Origin of the sequence: Paraburkholderia flagellata (genome assembly GCF_021390645.1) — a bacterium.
Classification (GTDB): domain Bacteria; phylum Pseudomonadota; class Gammaproteobacteria; order Burkholderiales; family Burkholderiaceae; genus Paraburkholderia; species Paraburkholderia flagellata.
The window spans coordinates 243,740-270,169 of record NZ_JAJEJT010000002.1 but is presented as its reverse complement, the minus strand read 5'-3'; the positions used below and the strand labels follow the sequence as shown (position 1 = coordinate 270,169).

Genomic DNA, 26,430 nt, shown 5'->3' with positions numbered 1-26,430 from the left:
ATCTCGCGCCCTTCGCGCGAGCCCCAGTGAACGAACCCGCCCCGCTCATGGAGCACGCCTACGATCATCTGCTGCACCTGCTCGCCGCGCATGCCACGTGGACGCTCGCCTTTGTCGCGGTCGCCGCTTTCCTCGAATCGCTCGCGTTCGTCGGCACGTTCTTTCCCGGCAGCACGGCGATGTTCATTGCAGGCGCGTTCGCAGCCACGGGCACGATCAACCTTGGCTGGCTCTTCGTCTGCGCCATTGCGGGCGCCGTGGCCGGCGACGGCGTGAGCTTCTGGATCGGCCATCGCTATCGGGACTCGCTTGGCCAGATGTGGCCGTTCAGCCGCCACCCCGGCATTCTCGAACGCGCGCAGGCCTACTTCGTGAGCCACGGCACGCGCAGCGTGATCCTCGCGCGCTTCATCGCGCCGCTACGCGCCGTGGTGCCGATCGTCGCGGGCATGGCCGGCATGAAGCCCATGCGCTTCTTCATGATGAACGTGATCTCCGCGCTCATCTGGGCGCCCGCGCATATCGTGCCGGGCGTGGTGTTCGGCGCCTCGCTCCAGCTCGCGGGGGCGGTGTCGTTCCGGCTCGTCGTGGTCATCGGCATCGTAGCGTTCGCGGTCTGGCTCATCTGGCGCTTCGTGCGCATGCTGCTCCTGCACATCGACAACTGGGCCGGCGCGTCGCGGCGCAGCGCGGCGCAGTGGGCGGCGCAGCATCCCGGACGCGCCTCGAAGCGCATCGCCCGCCTGCTCGATCCGGCGCAGCCCGCGCTCGGCCCCGTCATCGTGATCACGGGCCTCGTGCCGGTAAGCGCGGCCGTGTTTTCCTATGTGCTAGGCAACGTGCTGCGCGGCGCGCCGCTCGTGCAGCTCGACCAGTCCGTGCGCCAGTTCCTGCAGTCGATCCGCACCACATGGGCCGACGCGACGCTCGCGCGCGTCGAAACGCTCGGCAGCAGCTGGACGCTGGCGGCGCTCATCGCGACGATGGGTGTATGGATGGTGCTGGAGCGGCGTTGGCGCACCATCGCTTACTGGATGATTGCGGCGGCCGTTTCGCAACTGCTCATCGTCATCCTGCGCTTCGTCATTCACCATACGGCGCCGGGTGGCGGCCAGGCCGTCGAGGCCTATGTGTTCCCGAGCGACCGCGTGTCGACGATGGTCATCGTCTACGGCTTCGTGATGTTCCTGCTCGTGCGCCGCGCGAGCATGCTGGAGGCCGCACTCGTCGCCGCGCTCGGCAACGGGATTGTCGTGACCGTGGCGTTCGCGGGGCTCTACTTCGACCGCTTCCTGTTCTCGGACGCCATCGGCGGCGCAGCCTTCGCCGCGATCTGGGTGGCGATCGTCGTGCTCACCTCGCTCTGGCGCTACCCCAAGCGGCCGCCGCAACGCGTGTATATGCCGCCCATCGTGCTCGTCGTGCTGGTCGGCGCCTTTCTCCTGCAGACGGTGCCGTCATGGCGCGCGCCCGCACCGCCCACGACCGCCACGGCGGCGGCGCCCGTCGTCATCACGCAATTGCAGTGGAGCGACTCGCTGTGGAGGACGTTTGCGTGCTATCGCTTCGACATGAAAGGCGCGCGCCGCGAGCCGATGACGATCCAGTGGGCCGCCAGCGCCGACGACCTGCGCGCGGCGCTGCGCGACGCAGGCTGGGCCGAGGGCCCGCAGATCTCGCTGAGGAGCGTGCTATCGCTCGTCGCACCGAACGTGGACGTGATGTCGCTGCCGCTGCTGCCGAAGCTGAACAACGGCCTGCCCTCGCCGCTCGTGTTCGCCCGCGCGCGCCTGACCGCGAAGCCTGGCGACGCGGGCGAGCCGGGCAGCCGCCGCGACGTGCTGCGCTTCTGGCCTTCGGGCTACGCGCTCGCGCCGCGGCATGCTGGAAACGGCAATGGCAATGGCGGCGGCAAGGCAGACGGCGGCGAGCCCACGCCGATCTGGGTCGGCTCGCTCGTGCACGAGCGGCTGCGCCGCGGGTCGTGGCCGTTCAACGTGGTCACGAGCTACCCCGACGACAGTTCGGACCTCAGCGCCCCCGGCCAGCCGGCTGGCTGGCGCACGCTCGCGCTGCCGGGCGAAGCGGGCTGCGAGGGGCGGCCCGTGAAACTGGTCGTGCAGGGCGGCCGCTGAAAGGGAGATTGAAAGCTCAGGCGGTGCTCTCGCCCCAGCTTCCCGTGGCATGGAAGCGGTCGATGCGCTTGCGCGCATCCGCGTAGGCGGCGTCGAGCGCGGCGTCGGGCCCTGTGTAATTACGCATCATGTCGTGAAAGCGCACGCTGCGTCCTTCGACATGGGCATCCGCGCCGTGGCGGCAGATGTAGCCGCTGTAGTGGAACAGCGGCTCGGGCGCGCGCGGCCCGAACGCCGGAATCGGCAGCACCCAGATCTCGAAGCCTTCATGCTCGGTGTGGTCCCACATGGTGCGTCTCCAGGATGGCCATGACGCCGACTATCCTCGCACGGCACCCTCTCGCCTGCAAACGGCTCTTTTTTGCGACATTGGCTAAACTATGCGGGCGCAGCAGAACTCAAACCCGACTCCCTAGCGATACCCCACACCATGACGCCGGCCTCTCTCACGCAGGAACCGCAGTCCGTTTCCAGCGCGGTCACGCGCAACGCCTTCTTCATCGTGGCCACCGTCAACGAAGACGTCGCGAGCCGCGCCACCGTGCGCGCCTGGTGCGCCGACGTCGCCAACCTCGTGCGCGCGGTGGGCAAGCGCGTGCCGGCTGGCAATCTCTCGTGCGTGGTGGGCTTTTCGTCCGACGCATGGGACAAGCTGTTCGGCGAGCCGCGCCCGGCCGAGTTGCATCCGTTCCGCGAATTCGGCACGGGCGAGCGCAAGGCGATCGCCACGCCCGGCGACATCCTGCTGCACATACGCGCCGACGAAACCGACCTGTGCTTCGAACTGGCCACCCAGCTCATGACGCGCCTGGAAGGCGCGGTCACGACCGTGGACGAAGTGCACGGCTTTCGCAACTTCGACATGCGCGCGATGATCGGCTTCGTCGACGGCACCGAAAATCCCACGGGCAACGAAGCCGTTCACTTCACGGTGATCGGCGAAAACGACGATCCCGAATTCTGCGGCGGCAGCTACGTGCTCGTGCAGAAATACCTGCACGACATGAAAGGCTGGAACGCGCTTTCCGTCGAAGCGCAGGAGCACATCATCGGCCGCACCAAGCTCCAGGACATCGAACTGGACGAAGCCGTGAAGCCGAGCTGGTCGCACAGCTCGCTCACCACGCTCGAAGACGACGCGGGCAACGAGATCAAGATCCTGCGCGACAACATGCCGTTCGGCCGGCCCGGCTCTGCCGAATTCGGCACCTACTTCATCGGCTACGCGCGCTCGCCCGAGCCGATCGAACAGATGCTCGAAAACATGTTCGTCGGCCTGCCGCCCGGCAACTACGACCGGCTGCTCGACTTCAGCCGCGCCGTCACGGGCGGACTGTTCTTCGTGCCTTCGCAGCCGCTGCTCGAAGCGCTCGCCGAAGTCGATCCGGGCGCCGCGCCCACCATCGATGTGAGCGCCGCCGATTCATCGCAAACAGAAACCGAGCCTGCCGCCGCGCCGAGCGCGGACGGCTCGCTCGCCATCGGATCCCTCAAAGGAGCACCCCGGTATGAATAACCTCCATCGCGAGCTGGCGCCCATTTCCACGGCCGCGTGGTCGCAGATCGAAGAAGAAGTCGCACGCACCTTCAAGCGCTCGCTCGCGGGCCGCCGCGTCGTGGACGTCGAGGGCCCCGGCGGCCCGGCGCTCGCGGCAGTCGGCACCGGCCACCAGAACGGCATCGAAGCGCCGCTGGAAGGCATCCGCGCACGCCAGCGCGAGGTGAAGGCGATCGTGGAATTGCGCGTGCCGTTCGAGCTTTCGCGCGATGCCATCGACGACGTGGAGCGCGGCGCAGAAGACTCCGACTGGCAACCGGCCAAGGACGCGGCCACGCGCCTCGCGTTCGCGGAAGACCGCGCGATTTTCGACGGCTACACGGCTGCGCAGATCACGGGCATTCGCGAGGGTTCGTCGAACCCGATTCTGCCGCTGCCGGCCGATATCGCCGACTACCCCACGGTCATCGCCAAGGCGCTCGAACAGTTGCGTCTGCAGGGCGTGGACGGCCCGTATGCGGTGCTGCTCGGCTCCGATGCCTACACGGCGGTGAGCGAAGCGAGCGACCAGGGTTATCCGATTCTCGAGCACATCCGCCGTCTCGTGAATGGCGAGATCATCTGGGCGCCGGCCATTGAAGGCGGCGCGATCCTGAGCACGCGTGGCGGCGATTTCGCGTTCCACCTCGGGCAGGATGTGTCGATCGGGTATTCGTCGCATGACGACAGGAGCGTGAAGCTCTATCTGCAGGAGAGCTTCACGTTCATGATGCTGACTGCCGAAGCTTCGGTGGCAGTGAAGCCGGAGTGAGACCGCGCTGATTCTTGCAGGCCACGAAAAGGGGGCGCTCCGTTGGGAGCGCCCCCTTTTTTCATGCCTTGCCGCTAGTGGTGAGTTACCTGGCGATCACTGATAGAAGTTCACCGTCACCACCGCGGAGCGGCCCGGCGCCCAGGTTGCGTAAATCGGGTACGCGCTCTGGTAGTACTCCTTGTCGAAGATGTTGTTCACGTTGAGCTGCAGATCGACCTTCTTCGACACGCGCCACGTGGCCGATGCATCGAAGCGCGCATAGCCCGGCGTCCATTTGCGCGAGGTCGCCGAAACCGATGCATACGTCAGGCTCGAAACCGTTGCGCCCGCACCCACCGTGAGCTTCGGCAACACGTCATAGCTCGTCCACAGCGTGAAGTTGTGCTTGGGCACCATCACCATCGGCAGGCCGGAGAGCGTCGGGCTCGCCGGGCCGGCATCGGTCGTGATCGCATCGAGGTACGAGTAGCCGCCGAACACGGACCATTTGTTCGTTACATTACCCGCGAAACCAAACTCGAAACCGCGCACGCGTTGCGAGCCGGCGTTGATCGTGCCGCCCAGGCCGTCGCTCACGCGCGCGTTGGTCTTGTCGGTCTGGAACAACGCCGTGGTGAGCGAGAGGCGCTGATCGAGCACGTCCCACTTCGCGCCCACTTCGATGTTGCGCGAACGCTCGGGCGCGAGATCCTTGTTGGTCGCCGTGATCTGATCCGTGCCGCCGCCCAGGCCCGAATTCGAGCCCGGCGGATTCGCCGACGTGCCGTACGACGCATAGAGGCTCAAGGTCGGCACCGGCTTGAACACGAGGCCGAACTGGTAGCTGAAAAGATTCGACGTGTTCGACAGATCGGCCACGCCCGCTTGCTGCGCGGTCACGTCATAGCGGTCGAAACGCAATCCCGCGTTGAAGATCCAGCGCTCGGAAAGCTGCACGCTGTCGAACATGTATGCCGAAGCGATATTCGTCTGCGTATGCGTGGCCGGTCCCGGGAAGCTCTTGTCGCCGTTCAGGACGATGTTGCCCGTCCATGGATTGTTCGGATTCCAGTTGTTGATCGACGCGCAGTTGTACGCGACCGAGCACGGACCGCCCGAGCGGATGTTGTTGCCCGCCGAATCGGTCACGAGATAGCCCTCGTAAAGGTCCTGCTCGTGGCTGAATTCCACGCCCGCCGTGAACGTGTGGCGCATGCCGTAGAGATCGAACTTGCCCGTCGCTTCCGTCTGGTTCGCGACGCTGTTGGTCGCGTACTTGCCGCTCTTGGCTTGCAGGCTCAGGATGTTCGAGGTCGCGCTCGTCAACTGCGGATTGGTCGCGACGTAGTCGAGCGTCGAGCGGCCGAACATCGTCGTGTTCTTGATCTTCCACGCGTCGTTGATGCGGTGCTCCACCTTCACTTCGCCCGTGTCGGTCTGGCCATAGCGGTAGTCGCGCGTGTTCAGGCCGTAGAACTGGCCGCGGTTGGACGACACCGGCGTGCCGCCCGTCGAGCGGAACGGCACGCTGAAGTCGGGCATGTCGTAGCTGTTCAGATGGTAGTAGCTCACCGTGACCGTGGTCGGCGTGTTCAGGCCGAACGCGATCGAGGGCGCCACGCCCCAGCGCTTGCTGTACACGTCCGTGCGGCCCGCCTGGTCGGCGTCGTGGCCCATGGCATTCAGGCGGAACGCGGTGGTGTCGTTGAGCGTCTGGTTCCAGTCGACGGTGGCGCGGCGGTAGCTATCGGTGCCGAGGCCCAGGCTGCCGTTGATGAAGTTGTCGGCCTGCGGCGCTTTCGTCGTGATGTCGATGCTCCCGCCTACCGAGCCGCGCCCGGCATACACGGAGTCCGGGCCCTTGATGACGCTGATGTTCTGCACGTCGAAGGTTTCGCGGTTCTGGACGCCCGAGTCGCGCATGCCGTCCACGAAGATCGAGTTGCGCGACTCGAAGCCGCGAATCACCGGACGATCGGCGGACGGATTCGCCGCGGCGTCGCCACCCAGGAAGGTGATGCCTGGCACCGTGCGCAGGGCGTCCTGGAACGTCGTGACGTTCTTTTCCTTGAGCACCTCCTCCGGAATCACCGTGACCGAACGCGGCGTGTCGATGAGCGGTGCGGTGAACTTGTACGAATCGAGCGCCTTGGTCTGCATGTCGGAAGGCGCCGAAACGACTTTCACGGCGGGCAGCGTGCTTTCCGTGGCGGCGGTGGACGATGCCGCCGAAGCGGCGGCGGGACTCTCGGCGGCGGGCGCGGTTTGCGCGTGAACGAGAGGCGATGCGAAGAAGCCGGAGCAATACAGCGCAGCGACGGAGGCGATGGCGCGCATCCGCGTCGGGAAATGGACGGGCATGAGTGAGCGAGTTGGTCGGCGAATTGTCTATTTGCGAATGCACATGATTCTCATTCGTTATAGCGATTGTAATAACTCGTTATTTTTTTGTAAACATTCAATGGGCAATTCAGCGATCGGCGCAGGAGCCAAGGTCCACGCCAGGCGCGCAAGCCTGGTCCCCGCCGCGCCCGACTGCCGGTATGATGGCGGCCTCACCGCGGACGACACGACGTCCCGGCGCCCGATTTCATTCACGAAGACAGAGGAAGACCGCCATGACGGCAGCAGCACAATTCGACCAGGTTTCCGTAATCAAACGCGCCAACGTCTACTTCGACGGCAAGTGCGTTTCGCACACCGTGCTGTTCGCCGACGGCTCGCGCAAGACGCTCGGCGTGATCCTGCCGGGCACGCTGAACTTCGGCACCGACGCCGCCGAACTGATGGAAGTGCAAGCTGGCCAGTGCCGCATCCGCCTGGAAGGCACCGACGAATGGAAGACCTACGGCGCCGGCGAGTCGTTCTCGGTGCCGGGCAAGAGCCGCTTCGACATCGACGTGATCGAGACGCTCGACTACGTTTGCAGCTACCTGTAAGCGCTTAGCGTTGCCAAACGCCCGCCGCGTGACTCGCGGCGGGCGTTTTCGCTTGTGTTGGGCGTGCCGGCGCCCCTGAACGTGCTGGACGCGCCGCCACCATGCCCTCGCTACAATGGGCGCCAGCCCGTCGCCCCGCGACTTCCACGCTCGCCTTTTCGCCGTGTCATCCCTCACGCCTCTTCCCGCGCCGCGCCCGCGCGCCAACGCCGATCGTCCGCCGCCACGCAGCCCGCTTGCCACGCTTGCGATCGTGACCGTGCTCACCGGCATCGGCGCGGGGCTGGGCGGCATGCTGCTCGCGCTGCTGCTGCACGCGATCCAGCACCTCGCCTACGGCTACGGCGCGGGGCACATCATCGGCGAGGAGAGCTTTCTGCAGGGCGTGACGGATACCGCGCCCTGGCGGCGCGTGGCGGTGCTCGTGGCCTGCGGGTTGATTGGCGGAGGCGGATGGTGGGCGCTCTATCGCTACGCGCGTCCACTCGTGAGCATCAGCGCGGCGATCAAGCCGGGCGGCAAACGCATGCCGATTTTCGCAACCACCGTGCATGCGCTGCTGCAGATCGTGACCGTCGCGATGGGTTCGCCGCTTGGACGTGAAGTCGCGCCGCGCGAAATCGGCGCCGCGTTCGCGAGTTGGCTCGCGAAGCGCACGGGCCTCACCGCCGCGGAGCGCCGAGTGATGATCGCGTGCGGCGCGGGCGCGGGGCTCGCGGCGGTCTACAACGTGCCGCTGGGCGGCGCGATGTTCGTGCTCGAAGTGCTGCTCGGCACGTTTGGCTGGTCGGTGGCGGTGCCGGCAATCACCACCTCGGCCATTGCGGCCGTGATCGCGTGGATCGGTCTCGGCGATGCGCAGCAATACCACGTGCCCGCCTACGGCATCAATGCGCAGCTCGTGGTGTGGTCGGTGCTCTGCGGGCCGCTGTTCGGCGCAGCCGCACACGGCTTCTCACGCGTGACGAGCCGCGCGCGCGATGCGTCGCCGAAGGACTGGCGGCTGCCGCTCTACACGTTGCTGAATTTCGCGGGCATCGGCCTGCTGGCCATCTGGTTTCCGCAGTTGCTCGGCAACGGCAAGGGCCCGGCTGGCCTGAGCTTCGACGACAACCTCGGCATCGGCGTCGCGGCCACGCTGCTCGTGCTGCGCGTGTTCATCACGACGACCACGTTGCGCGCCGGCGCCAAGGGCGGCCTGCTCACGCCGGGACTCGCGAACGGCGCGCTGCTTGCCATCGTGATCGCAGGGCTTGTGAATCACATGTGGCCCGGTCTTTCGCCGGGTGCCTTTGCGATCGTCGGCGCGGGTGCGTTTCTCGCGTCGTCGATGCAGATGCCTGTCACCGCGACCGTGCTGATCCTCGAATTCACGCACGTGAATCACGATCTGGCGATCCCGCTGCTGCTCGCCGTGGCAGGTTCTGTCGCCACGCTACGGCTGCTCGCGCGCGCGCAGCATCCTTCTCGCGGCGCGCCAGCGGTCAGCGCCGAGCGCGAACTGCGGCTCGCCGCGCTGCGCGAGCCGTCGGCGCGGGAGTCCTCCGACTAAGCCACGCAGTTTCCCGCAGTTTTCCCATTACGCGCCGAGATCCGCCAGCGGATGCGCCTCGGCGCGCCACGGCGACGCAAGGAAATGCTGCACGCGCTCGGTCCGCACTTCGACAAGCGTGGCCGGCGCCCAGCGCGGCTTGCGGTCCTTGTCGACGAGATGCGCGCGCACGCCTTCGCAGAAGTCGCCTTCATCGATCGCCCGGCCCACGATGCCAAGCTCCATGCGGAAGCACTCGGCGAGCGTCAACTGGCGGCCGCGCAGCAGCGCTTCGCGAGTGACTTCCAGCATCGTTGGCGAATAGTGCGTGAGCGCTTCGAGCGTGGCTGCGAGCCATGCTTGTTCGGCTTGCGAGTGGTCGCGTTCGAGGTCGGCGCGCAGCGATGCGACGATCTGCTCGACACGCAGGCGACGGTCGAAGTGCCGCACGACGAGCGGCGTAAACGTCGCGAGCGCGCCCTCGTTAGCCTCGTGACACGGCGCGACGAATACTTCGCGCAACGAAGCATGCACATCGCCCGACCATTTCGCGGCCAGAAGACGCGCCTCGTAGCCGTCGAGCCATTCGGCCGGCACGTAGGCATCCGCGAGGCCGCAATGCACCGCGTCCGCGCCGCCGAGCATCGCGCCGGTCAAGCCCACGTATAGCGACATCTCGACGGGCATTTTCGCGAGGAAGTGCGTCGCGCCCACATCGGGCAAGAGGCCGATGCGCGTTTCCGGCATCGCGATCTTCGTGCGCGAGGTCGCCACGCGCAATGACGCCGCCTGGCCGAGACCCATGCCACCGCCCATCGTCACGCCGTCGAGCAGCGCGACGAGCGGCTTGGAAAATGTATGCAGTGCGTAATCGAGGCGATACTCGTCGATGAAGAATTGCTGCCAGCCGTTCGCGCCCTCACGCGCTTTCTCGCGCGCCAGCTGGTAAATCGCACGCACGTCGCCGCCCGCGCAAAAGCCTTTCGGGCCCGCGCCTTCCAGCACGAGCGCGACGATGCTGTCGTCCGTACGCACGCGTTCGAGCAGCACGGCAAGTTCGCGCACCATGGCGTGCGAAAGCGCATTGAGCGCAGCCGGACGGTTGAGCGTGACGACCGCCACGCGATTGACCACGCGAAACAGCACATCCTTGTCGACTTCCGTTGCGGCCGCTGCACAAGCGGGTGTTGCATTCATTGCTTAGTTCTCCGTTTCAATATGCCAGCGCGGCTTGCGCTTTTCCAGAAACGCATTGACGCCTTCACGCTGGTTGGGCGAATCGAACAGATCGACGAAGCGCTCGCGCTCCACAGCGAGCGCAGCGCCGCGCGGCACGCCATTGCGCGCCTGATGGATCAGCGACTTGCTGAAGGTGACCGCTTGCGGGCTCAAGCCCGCGACACGCGCGGCCATGGCGAGCGCGGCCTCGCGCGCGCCGCCCGTTGCGACGACTTCCTCCACGAGACCGATGCGCAGCGCCGTCTGCGCGTTCACGCGTTCGCCAGTGAGGATGATGCGTTTGGCCCAGCCTTCGCCCACGAGCCAGGGCAGGGTCTGCGTGCCGCAGCCGCAGGGCAGCAGCCCCACGGCGGGCTCGGGCAGCGCGAGTTGCGCATGCTCCTCGGCAATGCGGATATCGCACGCGAGCGCGCACTCCAGGCCGCCGCCCATCGCATAGCCGTTGATCGCCGCGATGATCACGGGCCGCGCCTTCTGCAGCGCCCCGAATGCCGCGCCGAATGCGCTCGCCGCAGTGCGCGCGACCTCGTGCTCGCCAGTGGCGAAGGCATTGAGGTCGGCGCCCGCGCTGAAAAACTTCGGCCCGCTGCCTGTAATGACAACGGCACGCACCTGCGGCTCGCGGTCGAACGCTTCGATGACCTGCTGAAGCTGCCGCAAACCGTCGATCGTAAAGGCGTTCGCCGGCGGCCGCGAAAGCGTGAGCAGTGCCACCGCGCCCTCGTGCACGTACTCGAATTCGATCATTTCGGACTCCGTGTGAATATCAGCGCAACTCGGGGAAATCTTCTTCCCAGTACTCGTCGGGCTGGCGCGCGGGCTCGGCACTGCGTTCCATTTCCCGGCGACGCAGTTCCACGCGGCGAATCTTGCCCGAGATGGTCTTGGGCAAGTCGCTGAATTGCAGGCGACGAATGCGCTTGTACGGCGCGAGCTTTTCACGCGAGAAGCGGAACACCTCGCGTGCGAGTTCGGGGCTCGCTTCGTAGCCCTGGCGCACGATGACGAACGCCTTCGGCACCGAGAGGCGCAGTTCGTCCGGACTCGGCACGACCGCCGCCTCGGCGATCGCCTCGTGCTCGATCAGCACGCTTTCCAGCTCGAACGGGCTCAGGCGGTAATCGGACGACTTGAACACATCGTCGGCGCGGCCCACGTAGACGTAGTAGCCGTCGTCGCGGCGCAAGGCAACGTCGGACGTGTGGTAGTAGCCGTTGCGCATGGCGTATTCGCTCGCTTTCGCGTTGTTCGCGTAGCCCGTCATGAGGCCGAGCGGACGATGTGCCGAATCTGGCCCAACCGGCAGCGCGATCTCGCCTTCGCTTGCAGGCTGATCGTCGGCATCGACGAGTTGCACGCGGTAGCCCGGCAGCGGCCGCCCCATCGAGCCCGCCACCACGGGCTGGCCCGGCGAATTGCCGATCTGGCAGGTCGTTTCGGTCTGGCCGTAGCCGTCTCGAATCGCGATGCCCCAAGCGTGACGCACGCGCTCGATGATCTCGGGGTTGAGCGGCTCGCCCGCGCCCACGATTTCGCGCAGCTTCACCGCATAGGTTGCGAGCGGCTCCTGCACGAGCATGCGCCACACCGTGGGTGGCGCGCACAGCGTGGTCACGCCGCATTGCACGAGCGCGGCGAGCGTGTCTTTCGGCACGAAGCGCGCGTAGTTGTAGACGAACACGCAAGCCTGTGCATTCCACGGCGCGAAGAAGCAGCTCCACGCATGTTTGGCCCAGCCCGGCGAACTGATGTTCCAGTGGATGTCGCCCGGCATGAGGCCGATCCAGTACATCGTCGAAAGGTGGCCTACGGGGTAGCTCTCGTGCGTGTGCTCGACGAGCTTGGGCTTCGAGGTCGTGCCCGAGGTGAAATAGAGCAGAAGCGGGTCGGTCGCGCGCGTCGGGCCGTCGGGCTCGAAGGCGGCGCTCGCATCAAACGCGCGCGCGAGATCGATCCAGCCTTCGCACGCATTGGGCGCCGCGCCGACCGCGATACGCTTCACGCTTTTGTCGAGCGTTTCGAATTTGCCGAGTTCGGCGGCGTCCACCACGACATAGCGTGCGCCGCCCGTTTCCACGCGCTCGCGCACGTCGTCGGGCGAGAGTTGCGTCGTCGCGGGCAGCACGATCGCGCCCAGTTTCATCGCCGCCAGCATCACGTCCCACAGTTCGACGCGATTAGGCAGCATCAACAACAGGCGGTCGCCGCGCGCCACACCCTGCTCCCGCAGGAAGTTCGCCATGCGCGACGAGCGCTCCGACATCTGCGCGAACGAATAGCGCGCGCCGCCGCTCGCGAGGTCGTCGACGATCCAGAGCGCCGGGTTGTCGTTGCCGCGCGCCATCACGTCGAAGTAGTCGAGCGCCCAGTTGAATGTGTCGAGCTTCGGCCACGCGAACTCGTCGTAAGCACGTGCGTAGTCGGTTCGGTGACGCAGCAGCAGTTCGCGTGCGTCGATGAAGGCCTGCGCGGAAGGGGTGAACCCGGTCATCGTCGTCTCCTTATACTACGGCGCATACGCGCTTATATTTGATTTGCCATCCTCACTACTTGTTAAAGCTGCCGTGCAATCACCATGCGCTGCACTTCGCTCGTGCCCTCGTAAATCTGCGTGATGCGCGCATCGCGATAGTGGCGTTCCACCGGATAGTCGTTCAGAAAGCCATAGCCGCCGTGAATCTGAATGGCGTGCGAGCACACTTCTTCGGCCATTTCAGAAGCGTAAAGCTTCGCCTGCGAAGCCTCGGAAAGACACGGCTTTCCAAGCGAGCGCAGCCGCGCCGCGTGATGCACGAGATGGCGCGCGGCGTTGATGCGCGTATACATGTCCGCGAGCAGATTGGCCACGCTCTGATGCTTGATGATCGGTTCGCCGAACTGCACGCGTTCGTGCGCGTAGGCACGCGCCGCATCGAAGGCCGCGCGCGCGATGCCGAGCGCCTGCGCCGCAATGCCAATGCGTCCGCCTTCGAGATTCGCCAATGCGATCTTCAATCCTTCGCCGCGCTGGCCGAGCAGGTTCGCTTCGGGAATCGCGCAGTCCACGAGCGAAATCGGGCAGGTGTCCGAAGCACGGATGCCCATCTTCTTCTCTGGCGGCCCAACGTTGAAGCCCGGCGTATCGGTCGGCACGATGAACGCGGAAATGCCGCGCTTGCCCGCGTCGGGATCGGTCACGGCGAACACGATCGCAATATTCGCGCGTGAGCCGTTGGTCACGAACTGCTTGTTGCCGTTGAGCACCCACTTGCCATCGCGCAGTTCGGCGCGCGTGCGCAGGTTGTTCGCCTCGGAGCCCGCCTGCGGCTCGGTCAGGCAGAACGCGCCGATCAGCTCGCCGCTGGCGAGCTTGCCGAGCCAGCGGTCCTTTTGCGCGTCGGTGCCGAACTGCAGGATCGGCCCGCAGCCCACCGAGTTGTGCACGCTGACGAGCGTCGCGCACGAGGCGCAGCCCGCCGCGATCTCCTCCATGGCGAGCGCGTAGGCCACGTAGTCGGTGTACGAGCCGCCCTGCTCCTGCGGCACGATCATGCCGAGAAAGCCCAGTTCGCCCAGTTGCTTGACGACCTCGTCGGGCAGCTTGGCGTCGCGGTCCCATTGCGCCGCATTCGGCGCCAGTTGCTCGCTTGCGAAGTCGCGCGCGGCGTCGCGAATCATGCGCTGGTCGTCGGTGTAGAACTCATCCATGTCTGTCCCCTTCCTGTGTCTCTTGCGCTTGCCTTCCACTGTGGCGCGATGCGGCCCCGGCTGCAAGGCTTGCGAAAAGTGTAGGCACGCGAGCGACCGTATTCGATGCCCGCCACGCTCAAAGTCGATGATCGGATTTACCATATTGGTTGGAACACCCCATCAGAAGGCGGCTCCTTGCAATCAACGAGAATCCATACACTGAGCGAAAAAGGCACAATTGCGATGAGCCTCGTGAACGAGACGCTCGCGCTGGCGCGCGCGGGCGGGCTCGAAATCGCGCCGCTCACGGATGCCGCCGGCATCGCGCCGGCCGTGCTATGCGCGCCCGAGGCCCGCGTGAGCGCGGCGCAATACGGCCAGTTGTGGTCGGGTATCGCGCGCGCGCTCGACGACGAATTCTTCGGCCAGGACTCGCACGCGATGAAAAGCGGTAGCTTCATCGCCATGACGCACTCGGCGCTCGGCGCCGGCACGGGACGCCAGGCGCTGCAGCGCGCCGTGCATTTCATGCGGCTCGTGCTTGACGATCTGGCGGCCGAAATCGACATCGACGCCGCCCGCGTGCGCGTCACGCTCTCGCATCGCGCGGGCAAACCCGCGCCCACCATGTTCGCGTACGCCACCTGGTTCATCCTCGTCTATGGACTCGTGTGCTGGCTCGTGGGGCGGCGCATTCCGCTTCTCGCGGCGCGCTTTCGCTGCGCGCAGCCGGGCGCCGTGCACGAATACCAGCTCATGCTCTGTGACGACATGACGTTCGACCAGCCGGCCACGTCGTTCGAATTCGCGCCCGGCTTTCTCGAACTGCCCGTGATCCAGACCGCCAGCTCGGCGCGGGCCTTCCTGCGCAATGCGCCGGGCAACTTCGTCGTGAAGTACCGCAATCCGGGCTCGTTCGCGGCGCGCGTGCGACGTGCGCTACGCGCGCTACCTGTCACCGCGTGGCCCGATGCCGACGCCATCGCGCAACGCTTGAACGTGGCGCCCGCCACACTGCGCCGGCGCTTGAGCCAGGAGGGCCACAGCTGCCAGTCGATCAAGGACGAATTGCGCCGCGACCTTGCGATCGCGGCGCTGCAGGAGCCGGGCCGCTCAGTCGCCGACGTCGCGGCGGCAGTTGGCTTTGCGGAGCCGAGCGCGCTTCATCGGGCGTTCCGCAAGTGGACCGGACAGCGCCCGACCGACCTCCGCGCGGCGAGGGTTCGCAGCGGCAGGGGATAGTCTCGATCGACCTTTCGGTTATCGAGATAGCACCTATAATTTTAGGGATATCCCTAATACGAAAGGCCTTGCCATGAACTCCCTTCCGCGTGTAGCGCTCGGCATCGTGGCCGCAGCGTGCTGCTTCGCGTCGGCTGCGGCGGTGGCCCAACCGTACGATCCTTCGCAACCGCTGACTCGAGCCCAGGTCCGTGCGGATCTGATCGAATGGCGGCAGGCGGGCTACGACCCGCTCGACTGGATCGACTACCCGGAAAACGCTCAACGCGCGGGCGCGATCGTCGCGCAACGGCGCGCGGCGCGCGCCGGGTATGGCGCTCCCGCCGGTCAAATGACGCAGTAATCGCTTGATCGCAGCACGGCCGTAATCATCCGGCACCGGGCGAAGCAACGCCCGGCGCCCGCGATGTTTCGTGCCCAATTCCTGCCGCCACGGGCGCATTCGCCGCCCTCGTCTACCCTGGCCGCCGCAACGCGCGCTGTTGTACCCGTTCCACGCTCACGACGGCTTTTCTGCGTTCGACGAACAATTGTTTACAATCGCGCCCGTAGCCACGCGCTACGGCTAGCACGCGCGTGCATGGGCACATCAACGACCTGCCGCCGCCAGCTACAAGCAAGAAACCACACAAACAAGCAGCGAACAACCCGCTCGACTCTCAAGGGCCCGATCTTCATGGACGCCATCAAACGCTATTTCGGTTTCGAAGAAGCAGGCACCAACCTGCGCACCGAACTGCTCGCCGGATTCACCACTTTCCTCACGATGGCCTACATCATCTTCGTGAACCCGGCCATCCTCGGCGACGCCGGCATGCCGAAGGAAAGCGTATTCGTCGCCACCTGCCTCGTCGCGGCGCTCGCGTCGATCGTCATGGGCCTCTACGCGAACTACCCCATCGCGCTCGCGCCCGGCATGGGCCTGAACGCGTATTTTGCCTATACGGTCGTGAAGGGCATGGGCTTCACCTGGCAAGCCGCCCTCGGCGCGGTGTTCATCTCCGGGTGCCTGTTCTTCATCGTCACGCTGCTGCGCGTGCGCGAAGCCATCGTCAATGGCATTCCGCATTCGATTCGCGTGTCGATCACAGCGGGTATCGGCCTCTTCCTCGCGATCATCTCGCTCAAGACCTCGGGCGTCGTGGTCGGCAGCCCGGCCACGCTCGTCGAACTCGGCAACCTGCACGATGCGCACACGATCCTTGCGATCATCGGCTTCTTCGCGATCGTCACGCTCGACGTGCTGAAGGTGCGCGGCGCGATCCTGATCGGCATCGTGGGCGTCACGGTCCTGTCGTTCTTCTTCGGCGGCAACCAGTTCCACGGCATCTTCTCGCCGCCGCCGTCGATCATGCCGACGTTCGCGCAGCTCGACATCAAGGCGGCGCTCTCCACGGGCGTGCTCAATGTGGTGCTCGTGTTCTTCCTCGTCGAGCTGTTCGATGCGACCGGCACGCTGATGGGCGTGGCCAACCGCGCGGGCCTGCTCGTGCACGGCAAGATGCACCGCCTGAACCGCGCGCTGCTCGCAGATAGCACCGCGATTCTCGCGGGCTCGGTGCTCGGCACCTCGTCGACCACGGCTTATATCGAAAGCGCCTCGGGCGTGCAGGCGGGTGGCCGCACCGGCATGACCGCGCTGACGGTTGCCGTGCTGTTCCTCGCGTGCCTGTTCGTCGCGCCGCTCGCGGGCGTCGTGCCGGGCTACGCCACGGCGCCGGCGCTGCTCTACGTCTCGTGCCTGATGCTGCGCGAACTCGCCGATCTGCCCTGGGACGACGCTACCGAAGTCGTGCCGGCTGCCCTCACGGCGCTCACCATGCCGTTCACCTACTCGATCGCCAATGGCGTGGCGTTCGGCTTCATCTCGTATGCGGGCCTGAAGCTCCTCACGGGCCGCGTGCGCGACGTGAAGCTGATCGTGTGGATCATCGCCGCCGTGTTCCTGTTCCGGTTTTTCTATCTCGGCAACGCGTAAAACGCAAAAGGGTGGCTTCGAGCCACCCTTTTTGCTTGATCGGCCCGTTCGCCGGCAACGCGCCTCTTTTTCGCTGCCGTCACCCCGCGGCATCAAACTTCGCAGCCGCATAGCTGCCCGGCGCGGCGCGTCCTCCTTATCATAGGGAGCTATCGCCAGCTTCCCCGCATAAAGGAGCCGCCACGTGGCCACTTACCCCGCCGCAACCGAACGCTACACGAAGCCCGCCATCTTCTTTCACTGGGCAATCTTCGTGCTCGTCGCGCTCGCCTATTTCGCGATCGAGGTGCGCGGCCCCAAGGGCACGGACAGCCGCGTGTTCTGGAGCAACGTGCACTTCTGGGCGGGCTCGCTCGTTCTCACGCTCGCCGTGCTGCGCCTCGCGTGGCGTTTGTGGCGCGGCGCGCCCGCGCAAATCGACTCGAACGCGTTGCTTTCGTTTCTCTCGCGCCTCGTGCATCTCGCGCTCTATCTGTTCATCTTCGTGCAACCGCTCCTCGGCATTCTGATGATCAACACCGGCGGCCATCCGGTCACGCTCGCGGGACTCGATCTGCAGATTACATTCGTTGGCCCCGATCCGGCCGCGCGCAAGTACTTCAAGGATGCGCACGTGCTGATCGGCAATCTGTTCTACTGGGTGATCGGGCTGCACGCGCTCGCGGCCATCGCGCATCACATCGTGTTCCGCGACAACACCCTGCGCCGCATGATCTAGCGGCACACGCACAAACGAAGCCGCGCCCCAAGGGGCGCGGCAAGAACATTCAGTTGCACGGAAAGCGCCCGCGTCTTGCGGGCGCTGTTGTGTTGGCTACGCGCTGGCGTGCGCCTGCACGAAACGCACGTAGCCGCTGCGCAGCACGAGACATTGCGCGCGCGTTTCGGAGAGCAAGCGGCGCGCGCAAGCCTCGATGCGGTCGCGATGATGGTCGAACGCGCTGAGCATGTCTTCGGCGCGCGGCGAGGCCGCCCCGAAGTGATCTTCGAGCGCCGCCGCCGTGATCAGACACTCCACCCGCTCGCCATCGATCATCGCCGGAAACGCCAAGGTCAGGTCTGGGCCCGAGTACTCGGGCACCTCATTCGGAAACATGATCTGCATGGGAGTCGCCTTTGGTGGAGGGTGAAAAGGCCGCGTTCAACCTTCTCGGGCTGCCCCGATCCGGCACTCGCGGATCAACATCAACCCCCGCGAACGACACGTTCGCGCAGGGTGATTTGATTCACTTTAGACGACTTCCTGCCGCCCGCAAGGTCGACGTTGTCACATGCCTGAAATAGCCTGCGAGGCCCCCGCTTTGCACCCTTTTTCGCAGATGCAGCATTCGCATCTGCCGTTGCACGCGCAAATATCCTCCTCGCCAGCCCTGCGCCAACGCGCTGCGCCGGTTGCCGCATCGCACCATGCACGCCGCTCGGGCGCGTCAGGATTCGCGATGCCGGTGCTGATCGAGATGTTCGAGGTCTTTTGGGTGCAAGGTGAGCATCACTACGAACGCGACGATCCCGAGGGCCACGGTCACCATTCCGGACAGCACGACGTTGTTCTCGTCGAAGATCAATCCGTCAATCGCATACCCGAGGCCAAAGAGCGCAACGAACGTGGCGAGCACCGCCACCACGATCCTCAATTCGCCGTGCACCATGACGAACTCCGCTACGCAGCGGGCGGCGCAGTTGCGAACCGCAGTTGCCAACAACACCCGCTGCAGGGGGCGCGACGCGAATGCGCCCTTACCTTCATCATGGCACCCGCGTGAGGAAACTCAAGGCGCAGTTTCGATGGCACGCGCGAGCTTCGACCCAGCTTGACCCGGCTTCAACCCGAATTGGCAGCCGCCGCGTATCCTGTACCATGGACTGCCGCAGAGGCGCCGCTCGCGCAATTGACGTGTATTCGTCATGATGCGCCGCAGCGTAGCGCCCAAAACGACTGGAGACACGAGTGACCCGACGCCCCGTCACGCCGCACGACGCGGCCCGCGCGGACGCCATCGCGCAGGCTCATGCGCGCTCGCGCGCACTCGGGCTGCGCGCCAGCGAGGCGCCCGAATTCGACGCACTGGCCGGCGCGGACCTGCGCGACCTGATCGACACGAACCGCACGCTCTATCACCAGGCGCGTCCCGTGATGGACGCCTTGCACGCGCAGATCGTCGATACGCAGAGCATGGTACTGCTCACCGACCGCAACGGCGTGATCCTCCATAGCTTCGCCGACAGCGACTTCTTCGAGAAAGCGCAGCGCGTGGCGCTGCGCCCGGGCGTGTCGTGGGCCGAGCAGCATCGCGGCACGAATGCCATCGGCACGGCGCTCGTGGAAGGCCAGCCGACCACGGTGCACGCGGGCGAGCACTTTCTGCGCGCCAATCACATCCTCACCTGCTCGTGCGCGCCGATCGCGGATCCGTACGGGCGCACGCTCGGCGCGCTCGACGTGAGCGGCGAGTCGCGCGGCTTTCACAAGCACACGCTCGCACTCGTGCGCATGTCGGCGCAGATGATCGAGAACCATCTGTTCAACACCGAATTCGCCGAAGCCATCCGTCTCCAGTTTCACGCGCGCGCGGAATTCATTGGTACGCTGTACGAAGGATTGGCCGCCTTCTCGGCCGACGGCACGCTGCTGTGCGCCAACCGCAGCGCCCTGTTCCAGTTTGGCGCGCCGCTTGCCGAACTGCAGCGGCGCGAATTCGAGGCGCTCTTCGGCCAGCCGTTCGCGGCGTTCATGCAGCAGCTCATGCGCGCGCCAGGCGAGCCGCTCACGCTCGCGCTGCCAAGCGGCGTGCGCGTGATCGCGCGCGCCACGCCTGGCGCGGCGACGCTCGCGCGAACCGCTTCGCCCGAAGCGTCCCGCGCGCCTTACGCGCCTGCGCCCCTCCAGGCGAAAGCACCGAACGCCGACACGACACCGCAGCCCACCCTCGCTGAACTCGATACGGGCGACGCGCGGCTCGCCGCCGCCCTCCAGCGCGTGGCGCGCGTGCGCGGCCGCGACATCCCCGTGCTCGTGCTCGGCCGCACCGGCACCGGCAAGGAATGGCTCGCGCGGGCGCTGCATCGCGATTCGCCGCGCCGCGACGGGCCATTCGTCGCGCTCAACTGCGCGGCGCTGCCCGACACGCTGATCGAAGCGGAGCTGTTCGGCTACGAGGACGGCGCGTTCACGGGCGCGAAGCGCCGCGGCAGCGCCGGCAAGATCGCGCAGGCGCATGGCGGCACGCTCTTTCTCGACGAGATCGGCGACATGCCGCTCGCGCAACAGGTTCGGCTCATGCGCGTGTTGCAGGAGCGCGCCGTCGTGCCGCTCGGCGGTACGCGCGCGGTGCCGGTGGATTTGCGCATCGTCTGCGCGACGCATCGCGATCTGCGCGCGATGATCGTCGAAGGCACATTCCGCGAGGATCTCTACTACCGCATCAACGGTCTCGTCGTCACGCTGCCGTCGCTTGCCGAGCGCACCGACCTCGACGCGCTCGTCGCGCGCATGCTCGAGATCGTGCGGCGCGAGGTGCCGGGCGCGCCCTCGCGCCTCACGCCGGCCGTTCGGGCATGCTTCGCGCGCTGCCGCTGGCCGGGCAATCTGCGTCAGCTCGCCAGCACGCTGCGCACGGCGGCGATCATGGCCGAAGGCGAAGACGCCATCGACATGGAGCATCTGCCCGAAGACCTCATGCACGATTGCGACCCCGCGAGCGAATGCGCGCAGCACTGCGGCGATGCCACGGCGGACGGCGAGGCGAGCGACGCAGAGCGCGAACCTGCGCGCCTCTCCGTCTGGCAGTCGCGGCTCATCGAAGAGACGCTCGCGCGCCACAGCGGCAATGTTTCGGCGGCGGCTCGCGAACTCGGGCTCGCGCGCAACACGGTCTATCGGCATTTGCGCCAGCGCCGCTAAGCGCACCGGCCAGGCCGCGGCGCGGCGCGGCTTCTGGCCACAGCGGCGCCAGGGTAAGCTTGATGGATCGCTTCCCGCACCGCGCCCCATGGCCTCCGCTCAGGAAATCAACCGCTTCCGGCGCAATCTCGCCGACGAACTCGACAGCGCCGCCGTCTACGACACGCTATCCGCCGTAGAGAAAGACGACGAGCGCCGCCGCATCTTCGCCGAACTCGCCGCCTCCGAGCGCGAGCACGCGAGCGTCTGGCGCGACAAGCTCACGGCCAACGGCGTCACGCCCCGGCCGCACCGGCGCAGCGCGAAGACTCGCCTGCTGCAAACGCTCACGCGCACCTTTGGTCCTTCGCTCGTGCTGCCCACGGTCGCCGCCGCGGAATACGCCGACCGCGACCGCTACGCGCGCGAACCCGGCGCCGAGAAGCTTTCCGCCCAGGAACAGCAGCACGCCACCATCGTGCAGGCGATCGTCGCAAAAAAGCGCGAGTCCGGACACGGTCACGGCGAAACGATCGGCGCGGCCGAGTCGTGGCACAAGAGCGCGACGTCGGGTAACGACCTGCGCGCAGCGGTGCTGGGTGCGAACGACGGGCTCGTTTCGAACTTCTGCCTGATCATGGGTGTGGCGGGCGCGGGCAGCGTCAATCGCACGATTTTGCTCACGGGGCTCGCGGGCCTCGTGGCCGGCGCATGCTCCATGGCGCTCGGCGAATGGCTCTCGGTGACCAACGCGCGGGAGCTTGCGCGCACGCAACTCGCGAAGGAAGCCGACGAGCTCGAACACACGCCCGACGCCGAGCGCCACGAACTCGCGCTCATCTATCAGGCGAAGGGCATCGATCCCGAAGAAGCGCGCCGCGTGGCCACCCAGATCATGCTCAACAAGGACGAGGCGCTCAATACGCTCGCGCGCGAGGAACTCGGCATCGACCCGAAGGAACTGGGCGGCAATCCGTGGTCTGCCGCCGCTGTATCGTTTTGCCTGTTCTCGCTCGGCGCAGCGTTTCCGACTGCGCCGTTCCTGTGGGCGCACGGCGTCACGGCGATCGCGCAGTCGGTCGCGCTGAGCGCGTGCGGGCTCGCGCTCGTCGGCGTGTTCACGTCGCTCTTCAACGGGCGCAGCGCCACGTTCTCGGCGCTGCGGCAGATCGTGATCGGGCTCGCCGCGGCGGCGTTCACCGCGGGCGCGGGACGGCTGCTCGGGGTGTCGCTGTCATGAGCGACATGAGCCACGAAGGCTTGCAGGACGGCCCGCCACGCGTGCCCGTCGTTCGCGTGGAGCCGCTCGGGCGCAGATTCGAAGCGCCGCCCGAACTGACCTTGCTCGAAGCGGCGGCGTTCGAGGGCATCCGCCTGCCGCGCATGTGCCGCAATGGCACATGCCGCGCCTGTCTGTGCCGCGTGGTGAGCGGCGAAGTGAGCTTCACGATCGAGTGGCCCGGATTGAGCCGCGAAGAAAAAGCCGAGGGCTATGTGCTGACCTGCGTGGCCGTCGCGCGCACGGATCTTGTACTCGACGTGCCGGAGGCGGAAGAGATGTAGCGGCGACTGAACGGGGAGCGCAAATACAAAACGGCCCGCGAAACGAAGTCGCGGGCCGTTTTTATGTGCAGACTGCCGATGGGCTTACTGACCGCCGAAGTACACCGATTGCGGACCCGTGCGCGCGGCTTCCGACACGTAGCGGACACCCGCCGCCGACGTCGAGTTGCTTACGCCACCGAACGAGCCATCGGTCTGGGCGACCGGCGCGGCCGTCTGGGAGGCGACTGCAGCCTGATTGCGGCTCGTTTGCTGGAATTCGACGAGTTGCTCGCGCACCTGCTCGCGGGTCAGACCTTGATCGGCCTGAGCGAAAGCGGCTAGCGGAGCGGCCAGAGCAACGGTAAGCGCAACAGCCTTGAGAAGCGACTTCATGATCACAACCTCCGAAATTATTTAACGTCGATGCGCAATGACGGTGCACATCGTGTCGTGCTCGGCCGGCTCGCTGCAATCGCCGCAACGGCTGGCTGTGAGTGGATTCTAGGCAAGCGGGGCGGCCGGATACAGACTGATTCAGGCGAATTGGAATTACAGATTTCGCAATAATCGGTAAGTTTTCAGGGCCGGACCGTCTGCGGCCTTCTCGCCTTATTGCACGCGTGTGGAGCAATACTTCAGGAGATTTCGAACCCGATTGTTGTCGCCAGGAGAACACTGAATTCGCCTTCTCAGTATTTACCCTGACCCTCCGCCCGCATACATTGTCGACATGGGCCACGCTGATGCGATGGCTCCTTACAAAAGACATCGGAGGTTAGTCATGAAGTCGTTTCTGAAGGCAGCTGTGCTTGCCGCCATTATCGCCGTGCCCGCCGCGGCGTTCGCACAGGCACAACCCGAGCAACAACCCGTGACCCGCGCCCAGGTTCGCGCCGATCTCGCGCAACTGCGCGCCGCCGGCTACGATCCGAGCGACTGGATGCACTACCCGGAAAACATTCAGGCTGCCGAAGCCAAAGTCGCTGCGCAGCGCGCGACGGCGTACGGCCCTTCGACGAACGGCACGTCGCAGTCGAGCCAGTAAGTTTCGCGTCAACCCCGGCTGTAACGCCGGGTTCCCCGCGCAAAGCATCAGGCCCGCCCTCGTGAGAGTGGCGGGCCTGATGCGTTTTGAAGTGGATTTCCGGCTCGCGGCGGAGCATGGCGGCGCCATGAACTCCGCGCCTGTGCGCGCGGCAGCCCCGCATCAACGGCCGCCACCCGGACCGCCGCCACCGTGACCGCCACCGCCGTGACCGCCACCGCCGTGGCCTCCGCCGCCATGGCCGCCGCCGGGGCCGCCACCATGACTGCCGCCCGACGGCCCCCAGGGTCCGCCGTGACCGCCGCTGTGACCGCCAGGGCTGCCTGGACCGCCACCGTGCCCGCCACCGCCGCCACCATGCCAGTCGCCGCCGTGATAATCGCGACCGCCCCCACCGCCCCAGACGCCGATGTTGACGCTGCCGTATGCCGGCGCATAGCCCGGTGCGTAGCCGCTGTAATAGCCGGCGGAGTACGGCTGGCCATAGCCGCCGTAGCCATAGTCGTAGCCGGGGGCTACCGCACACCCCGCAAGGAGCGCGACGGCGCCTGCTGTGAGAACGAACTTGAACATTGCTAACCCTCCTTTCCATTTGTAAGAAAGGAGAATCGGCATTAAGTTCTTGCTGAATTGTGAGCCTGGATTACCGTTGTCCCGCGGAACGCGCCTCTGCGCAGCGCACAGGCGCTCACTGCGAAATTTAGCCGCGGCGGCCGAGTGCGTCCTCTATTTTCCGGTCGGTCTTGTACTGGCTGAGCGAATACACCGCCCAGATCGCGGCGGGAATCCAGCCGATCAGCGTGATCTGCAGGATCAGGCAGACGATGCCAGCAATCGGACGCCCAATGGTGAAGAACAGGAGCCAGGGCAAGATCAGCGCAATCAGTAAACGCATTCGTCAAAACCTCTAAAGCGTGAAAAAAGGTGTGGAAAGAATCAGTTGACGGGCGCGAAGCGCGGCACGAGGCCGCCCTCGTACTCGACGAGTTCGAAGAACACCGTGGAGGGTCGCGTCCAGATCGTACCGTTCGCCGCGCGATACACGATCATCGTCACGGAAGGATCCGATTCGAGCGTCGCCTCGCATACCAGTTCGTAAAAGCCACCCTTGTAGTGCCTGTAGCGCACCATCGTGTTCCCCTCTTCGAGTGCGCAAGCCGTCCTTGCGCGACTGCGCCAGTTTAACAAGGGAAAGCGGCGTACGGACCTGTGCCACAGGCGCCGACTAACGACGTTCAGCGTGATATCACTTCGTGCGCCGCCGCGCCGCGCGCGCATCGGTCGCAGTTGGCGCCTCGCCGCAGATCAGCGCGACGCCCGCCACTGCCATGGCGCGCAGTGAGGCTCGCGAGTCGCCGGCCCGCGCGCGCAGCGCCATGCTGTGCAATACCGCCGACGCGAGGCGCGCAAGCATCGGCGCGCTGGCACCGGGCTGCAGCTCGTTTTGCGCGAGCGCTGCGCGCAGGCGCCGCTCGAACGCCTTGTCGAATGTGCGCAACCCCGCGGCAAGACGCTCGCGCACAGCGTCGTCGTTGACGGCTTCCACCGCCGCCGTGCCGATCAGCAGGCAGCCGCGTGCCGCGTCGTGCGCCGGCAAATACCAGCCGAGCGCGCCGTCGAATACGCGCATCAGCGCCTCGCGCAGCGGCAATGCGCTGTCGAGCGCGGACTCCATCGCCATGCGCCCCGCTTCCACGTAGCGCTCCATGGTTTGCAGATAGAGCGCGTGCTTGTCGCCGAATGCGCCATACAGGCTCGGCCGGTTCATGCCGGTCGCCTCGCTCAGGTCGTCGAGCGATGTGCCCGTGTAGCCATTGCGCCAGAACGTATCGCGCGCGCGGGCAAGCGCCTCCTCGGGATCGTAGGCGCGCGGGCGACCACGCGGGCGGCTATCCTTTTTTGTACTGGATTGCATAGAAATATTGGATCGGCGATTTTTGTTCACTATAGTACAAAAACTCGAAAAGCCAGAATACCCGCAAAGGAGGATGACGATGGATCTGTATTTCGCCCCGCTGGCGTGCTCGCTCGCCACGCGCATCGCGCTCTACGAGGCAGGCGCACAAGCACGCTACATTCAGGTCGATACGCTCACGAAGCAGCTTGCCGAAGGTGGCGACTTCTTCGCCGTCAACGCACTCGGCCAGGTGCCGGTGCTGCGCGAGGACGACGGCTGGACGCTCACCGAAAACTCGGCGGTGCTGCCGTGGGTGGCCGACCGCTTTCCCGAGGCGCGGCTCGCCCCGCCAGCGGGCACGCGCGAGCGCGCGCGCCTGCATCAGTGGCTGGGCTTTATCGGCACCGAGTTGCATAAGGCCGTGTTCGTGCCGCTGCTCGGCAAGGACGTGGACGAGGCCGTCAAGGAATATGCGCGCGGCAAAATCCCGCGCCGCTTCGATCTGCTCTCGCATCACCTCGAATCGCGCACGTTCCTGCTCGACGCGTTCAGCGTGGCGGACGCCTATCTCGTGACCGTGCTGAACTGGGCGCCGTACATTGGCATCGATGTGTCGCAATGGCCGGCCATCGCGACCTATGCGCAACGCGTGCGCGAGCGGCCCGCCGTTGCGCGGGCCTTCGCCGAGGAGTACGAGATCTTCAAGCGGACGCGGCACTGAGGCGCGTGAGCCGGGCAGTTTTCCCCGCCCGGCAAGCGCTTCTTTTTGTCGTGCTTTTTGTCGTGAGATAACGTTGCGGTCGCCACATTCGCCGGAGCCGCACAATGGCCACGCTCGAAGCCTTGCGCATCGTCCTCGACGACCCGCAAACGCCCGAAATCATCCGCAATCACGTCATCGATTCATTGCAGTACGCGCTGCGCAATCACGGCCAGGTGTTCGCCGCGAAAGAGGTCGAATGGCTCGCCACCTGGGACGATGCGCGCATTCCGCTCGCAGCTTCGAAGGAATTGCGCCGGCGCGTGGGCGACGGCTGAC

At 66.0% G+C, this 26,430-nt stretch carries 28 protein-coding genes; 15 read left to right on the top strand and 13 right to left on the bottom strand.

Translation table 11 applies throughout. From position 1 onward, the window contains the following. The first annotated feature begins 26 nt into the window (after window positions 1-26). The gene (locus L0U83_RS15615) at window positions 27-2,135 is read left to right on the top strand and encodes a VTT domain-containing protein (protein ID WP_233884432.1); all 2,109 of its coding nucleotides are present in this window, start codon (window positions 27-29) and stop codon (window positions 2,133-2,135) included. Between the two features lie 16 nt (window positions 2,136-2,151). Here the strand turns inward: L0U83_RS15615 and L0U83_RS15610 are convergent, their stop codons facing one another. After that, window positions 2,152-2,424, bottom strand: a complete 273-nt coding sequence (locus tag L0U83_RS15610) for a hypothetical protein (RefSeq protein WP_233884428.1) — start codon at window positions 2,422-2,424, stop codon at window positions 2,152-2,154. Window positions 2,425-2,565: 141 nt separating this feature from the next. Between L0U83_RS15610 and L0U83_RS15605 the strand changes: the two genes are divergently transcribed. Together L0U83_RS15605 and L0U83_RS15600 are read left to right on the top strand one after the other, a co-directional pair. Further along, on the top strand, window positions 2,566-3,651 hold the full coding sequence (locus L0U83_RS15605; protein ID WP_233884427.1) for a Dyp-type peroxidase: 1,086 nt from the start codon (window positions 2,566-2,568) through the stop codon (window positions 3,649-3,651). Next, a complete protein-coding gene (locus L0U83_RS15600) occupies window positions 3,644-4,444 on the top strand; it encodes a family 1 encapsulin nanocompartment shell protein (RefSeq protein ID WP_201697457.1) in 801 nt (266 codons plus the stop codon). The genes L0U83_RS15605 and L0U83_RS15600 overlap by 8 nt, the downstream gene beginning before the upstream one ends. A 96-nt stretch (window positions 4,445-4,540) precedes the next feature. Here the strand turns inward: L0U83_RS15600 and L0U83_RS15595 are convergent, their stop codons facing one another. Beyond that, window positions 4,541-6,787, bottom strand: a complete 2,247-nt coding sequence (locus L0U83_RS15595) for a TonB-dependent receptor (RefSeq protein WP_233884425.1) — start codon at window positions 6,785-6,787, stop codon at window positions 4,541-4,543. A 257-nt stretch (window positions 6,788-7,044) separates the two neighbouring features. Here L0U83_RS15595 and ppnP point away from each other — a divergent pair, with 257 nt between their 5' ends. Further along, the gene (ppnP, locus tag L0U83_RS15590) at window positions 7,045-7,365 is read left to right on the top strand and encodes a pyrimidine/purine nucleoside phosphorylase (RefSeq protein ID WP_233884422.1); all 321 of its coding nucleotides are present in this window, start codon (window positions 7,045-7,047) and stop codon (window positions 7,363-7,365) included. Window positions 7,366-7,528: 163 nt separating this feature from the next. Then, the gene (locus L0U83_RS15585; RefSeq protein WP_233884421.1) at window positions 7,529-8,917 is read left to right on the top strand and encodes a chloride channel protein; all 1,389 of its coding nucleotides are present in this window, start codon (window positions 7,529-7,531) and stop codon (window positions 8,915-8,917) included. Window positions 8,918-8,944: 27 nt separating this feature from the next. On the opposite strand, the gene L0U83_RS15580 is transcribed toward L0U83_RS15585, so the two are convergent. The 4 genes from L0U83_RS15580 to L0U83_RS15565 form a co-directional block, all read right to left on the bottom strand. Continuing rightward, window positions 8,945-10,093, bottom strand: a complete 1,149-nt coding sequence (locus tag L0U83_RS15580; RefSeq protein ID WP_233884420.1) for an enoyl-CoA hydratase/isomerase family protein — start codon at window positions 10,091-10,093, stop codon at window positions 8,945-8,947. A 3-nt stretch (window positions 10,094-10,096) separates the two neighbouring features. Continuing rightward, window positions 10,097-10,882, bottom strand: coding sequence for an enoyl-CoA hydratase (locus L0U83_RS15575; protein WP_233884418.1), 786 nt, complete (start codon window positions 10,880-10,882; stop codon window positions 10,097-10,099). A 19-nt stretch (window positions 10,883-10,901) separates the two neighbouring features. After that, window positions 10,902-12,626 carry an AMP-binding protein gene (locus tag L0U83_RS15570; protein WP_233884414.1) on the bottom strand — a complete coding sequence of 575 codons (1,725 nt, stop codon included), beginning with the start codon at window positions 12,624-12,626 and terminating at the stop codon, window positions 10,902-10,904. A 62-nt stretch (window positions 12,627-12,688) separates the two neighbouring features. Continuing rightward, window positions 12,689-13,822, bottom strand: a complete 1,134-nt coding sequence (locus L0U83_RS15565) for an acyl-CoA dehydrogenase family protein (RefSeq protein WP_233884413.1) — start codon at window positions 13,820-13,822, stop codon at window positions 12,689-12,691. A gap of 225 nt (window positions 13,823-14,047) precedes the next feature. Between L0U83_RS15565 and L0U83_RS15560 the strand changes: the two genes are divergently transcribed. The 4 genes from L0U83_RS15560 (at window position 14,048) to L0U83_RS15545 (ending at window position 17,742) form a co-directional block, all read left to right on the top strand. Next, window positions 14,048-15,046, top strand: coding sequence for an AraC family transcriptional regulator (locus L0U83_RS15560; protein WP_233884410.1), 999 nt, complete (start codon window positions 14,048-14,050; stop codon window positions 15,044-15,046). 73 nt (window positions 15,047-15,119) lie between these two features. Then, window positions 15,120-15,389: a DUF4148 domain-containing protein gene (locus tag L0U83_RS15555; RefSeq protein WP_233884409.1), complete on the top strand. Its 270-nt coding sequence runs from the start codon at window positions 15,120-15,122 to the stop codon at window positions 15,387-15,389. A 333-nt stretch (window positions 15,390-15,722) separates the two neighbouring features. After that, window positions 15,723-17,024, top strand: coding sequence for an NCS2 family permease (locus L0U83_RS15550; RefSeq protein WP_233884407.1), 1,302 nt, complete (start codon window positions 15,723-15,725; stop codon window positions 17,022-17,024). A 184-nt stretch (window positions 17,025-17,208) separates the two neighbouring features. Then, window positions 17,209-17,742: a cytochrome b gene (locus L0U83_RS15545; RefSeq protein ID WP_233884405.1), complete on the top strand. Its 534-nt coding sequence runs from the start codon at window positions 17,209-17,211 to the stop codon at window positions 17,740-17,742. Between the two features lie 96 nt (window positions 17,743-17,838). Here the strand turns inward: L0U83_RS15545 and L0U83_RS15540 are convergent, their stop codons facing one another. Both L0U83_RS15540 and L0U83_RS15535 read right to left on the bottom strand, forming a co-directional pair. Next, window positions 17,839-18,129 (bottom strand): DUF1488 family protein, encoded by a 291-nt coding sequence (locus L0U83_RS15540; RefSeq protein WP_028202589.1) that lies wholly within the window; start codon window positions 18,127-18,129, stop codon window positions 17,839-17,841. Between the two features lie 322 nt (window positions 18,130-18,451). Further along, a complete protein-coding gene (locus tag L0U83_RS15535; RefSeq protein WP_233884404.1) occupies window positions 18,452-18,673 on the bottom strand; it encodes a DUF2964 family protein in 222 nt (73 codons plus the stop codon). Between the two features lie 299 nt (window positions 18,674-18,972). Between L0U83_RS15535 and L0U83_RS15530 the strand changes: the two genes are divergently transcribed. The 3 genes from L0U83_RS15530 to L0U83_RS15520 all read left to right on the top strand — a co-directional run bounded on the left by L0U83_RS15530 (window position 18,973) and on the right by L0U83_RS15520 (window position 22,467). Next, window positions 18,973-20,925: a sigma-54-dependent Fis family transcriptional regulator gene (locus tag L0U83_RS15530; protein WP_233884403.1), complete on the top strand. Its 1,953-nt coding sequence runs from the start codon at window positions 18,973-18,975 to the stop codon at window positions 20,923-20,925. 88 nt (window positions 20,926-21,013) lie between these two features. Continuing rightward, window positions 21,014-22,144 (top strand): VIT1/CCC1 transporter family protein, encoded by a 1,131-nt coding sequence (locus L0U83_RS15525; protein WP_233884402.1) that lies wholly within the window; start codon window positions 21,014-21,016, stop codon window positions 22,142-22,144. After that, complete coding sequence (locus L0U83_RS15520; protein WP_233884401.1) at window positions 22,141-22,467, top strand: 2Fe-2S iron-sulfur cluster-binding protein; 327 nt, start codon at window positions 22,141-22,143, stop codon at window positions 22,465-22,467. Before L0U83_RS15525 ends, L0U83_RS15520 begins: the two co-directional genes overlap by 4 nt. Before the next feature lie 84 nt (window positions 22,468-22,551). On the opposite strand, the gene L0U83_RS15515 is transcribed toward L0U83_RS15520, so the two are convergent. Then, window positions 22,552-22,842, bottom strand: coding sequence for a DUF4148 domain-containing protein (locus L0U83_RS15515; RefSeq protein ID WP_233884400.1), 291 nt, complete (start codon window positions 22,840-22,842; stop codon window positions 22,552-22,554). 388 nt (window positions 22,843-23,230) lie between these two features. Between L0U83_RS15515 and L0U83_RS15510 the strand changes: the two genes are divergently transcribed. After that, complete coding sequence (locus L0U83_RS15510; RefSeq protein ID WP_233884399.1) at window positions 23,231-23,494, top strand: DUF4148 domain-containing protein; 264 nt, start codon at window positions 23,231-23,233, stop codon at window positions 23,492-23,494. Between the two features lie 162 nt (window positions 23,495-23,656). Here the strand turns inward: L0U83_RS15510 and L0U83_RS15505 are convergent, their stop codons facing one another. The 4 genes from L0U83_RS15505 to L0U83_RS15490 all read right to left on the bottom strand — a co-directional run bounded on the left by L0U83_RS15505 (window position 23,657) and on the right by L0U83_RS15490 (window position 25,409). Beyond that, on the bottom strand, window positions 23,657-24,067 hold the full coding sequence (locus L0U83_RS15505) for a hypothetical protein (protein WP_233884398.1): 411 nt from the start codon (window positions 24,065-24,067) through the stop codon (window positions 23,657-23,659). Window positions 24,068-24,194: 127 nt separating this feature from the next. After that, a complete protein-coding gene (locus tag L0U83_RS15500) occupies window positions 24,195-24,389 on the bottom strand; it encodes a YqaE/Pmp3 family membrane protein (RefSeq protein WP_028209664.1) in 195 nt (64 codons plus the stop codon). Window positions 24,390-24,430: 41 nt separating this feature from the next. Next, complete coding sequence (locus L0U83_RS15495) at window positions 24,431-24,625, bottom strand: DUF1653 domain-containing protein (protein ID WP_233884397.1); 195 nt, start codon at window positions 24,623-24,625, stop codon at window positions 24,431-24,433. Window positions 24,626-24,740: 115 nt separating this feature from the next. Continuing rightward, window positions 24,741-25,409: a TetR/AcrR family transcriptional regulator gene (locus L0U83_RS15490; protein ID WP_233884395.1), complete on the bottom strand. Its 669-nt coding sequence runs from the start codon at window positions 25,407-25,409 to the stop codon at window positions 24,741-24,743. A 79-nt stretch (window positions 25,410-25,488) separates the two neighbouring features. Here L0U83_RS15490 and L0U83_RS15485 point away from each other — a divergent pair, with 79 nt between their 5' ends. Both L0U83_RS15485 and L0U83_RS15480 read left to right on the top strand, forming a co-directional pair. After that, the gene (locus L0U83_RS15485; RefSeq protein ID WP_233884391.1) at window positions 25,489-26,112 is read left to right on the top strand and encodes a glutathione binding-like protein; all 624 of its coding nucleotides are present in this window, start codon (window positions 25,489-25,491) and stop codon (window positions 26,110-26,112) included. Window positions 26,113-26,216: 104 nt separating this feature from the next. Then, window positions 26,217-26,429, top strand: coding sequence for a hypothetical protein (locus tag L0U83_RS15480; RefSeq protein WP_233884389.1), 213 nt, complete (start codon window positions 26,217-26,219; stop codon window positions 26,427-26,429). Window position 26,430: the final 1 nt, after the last annotated feature.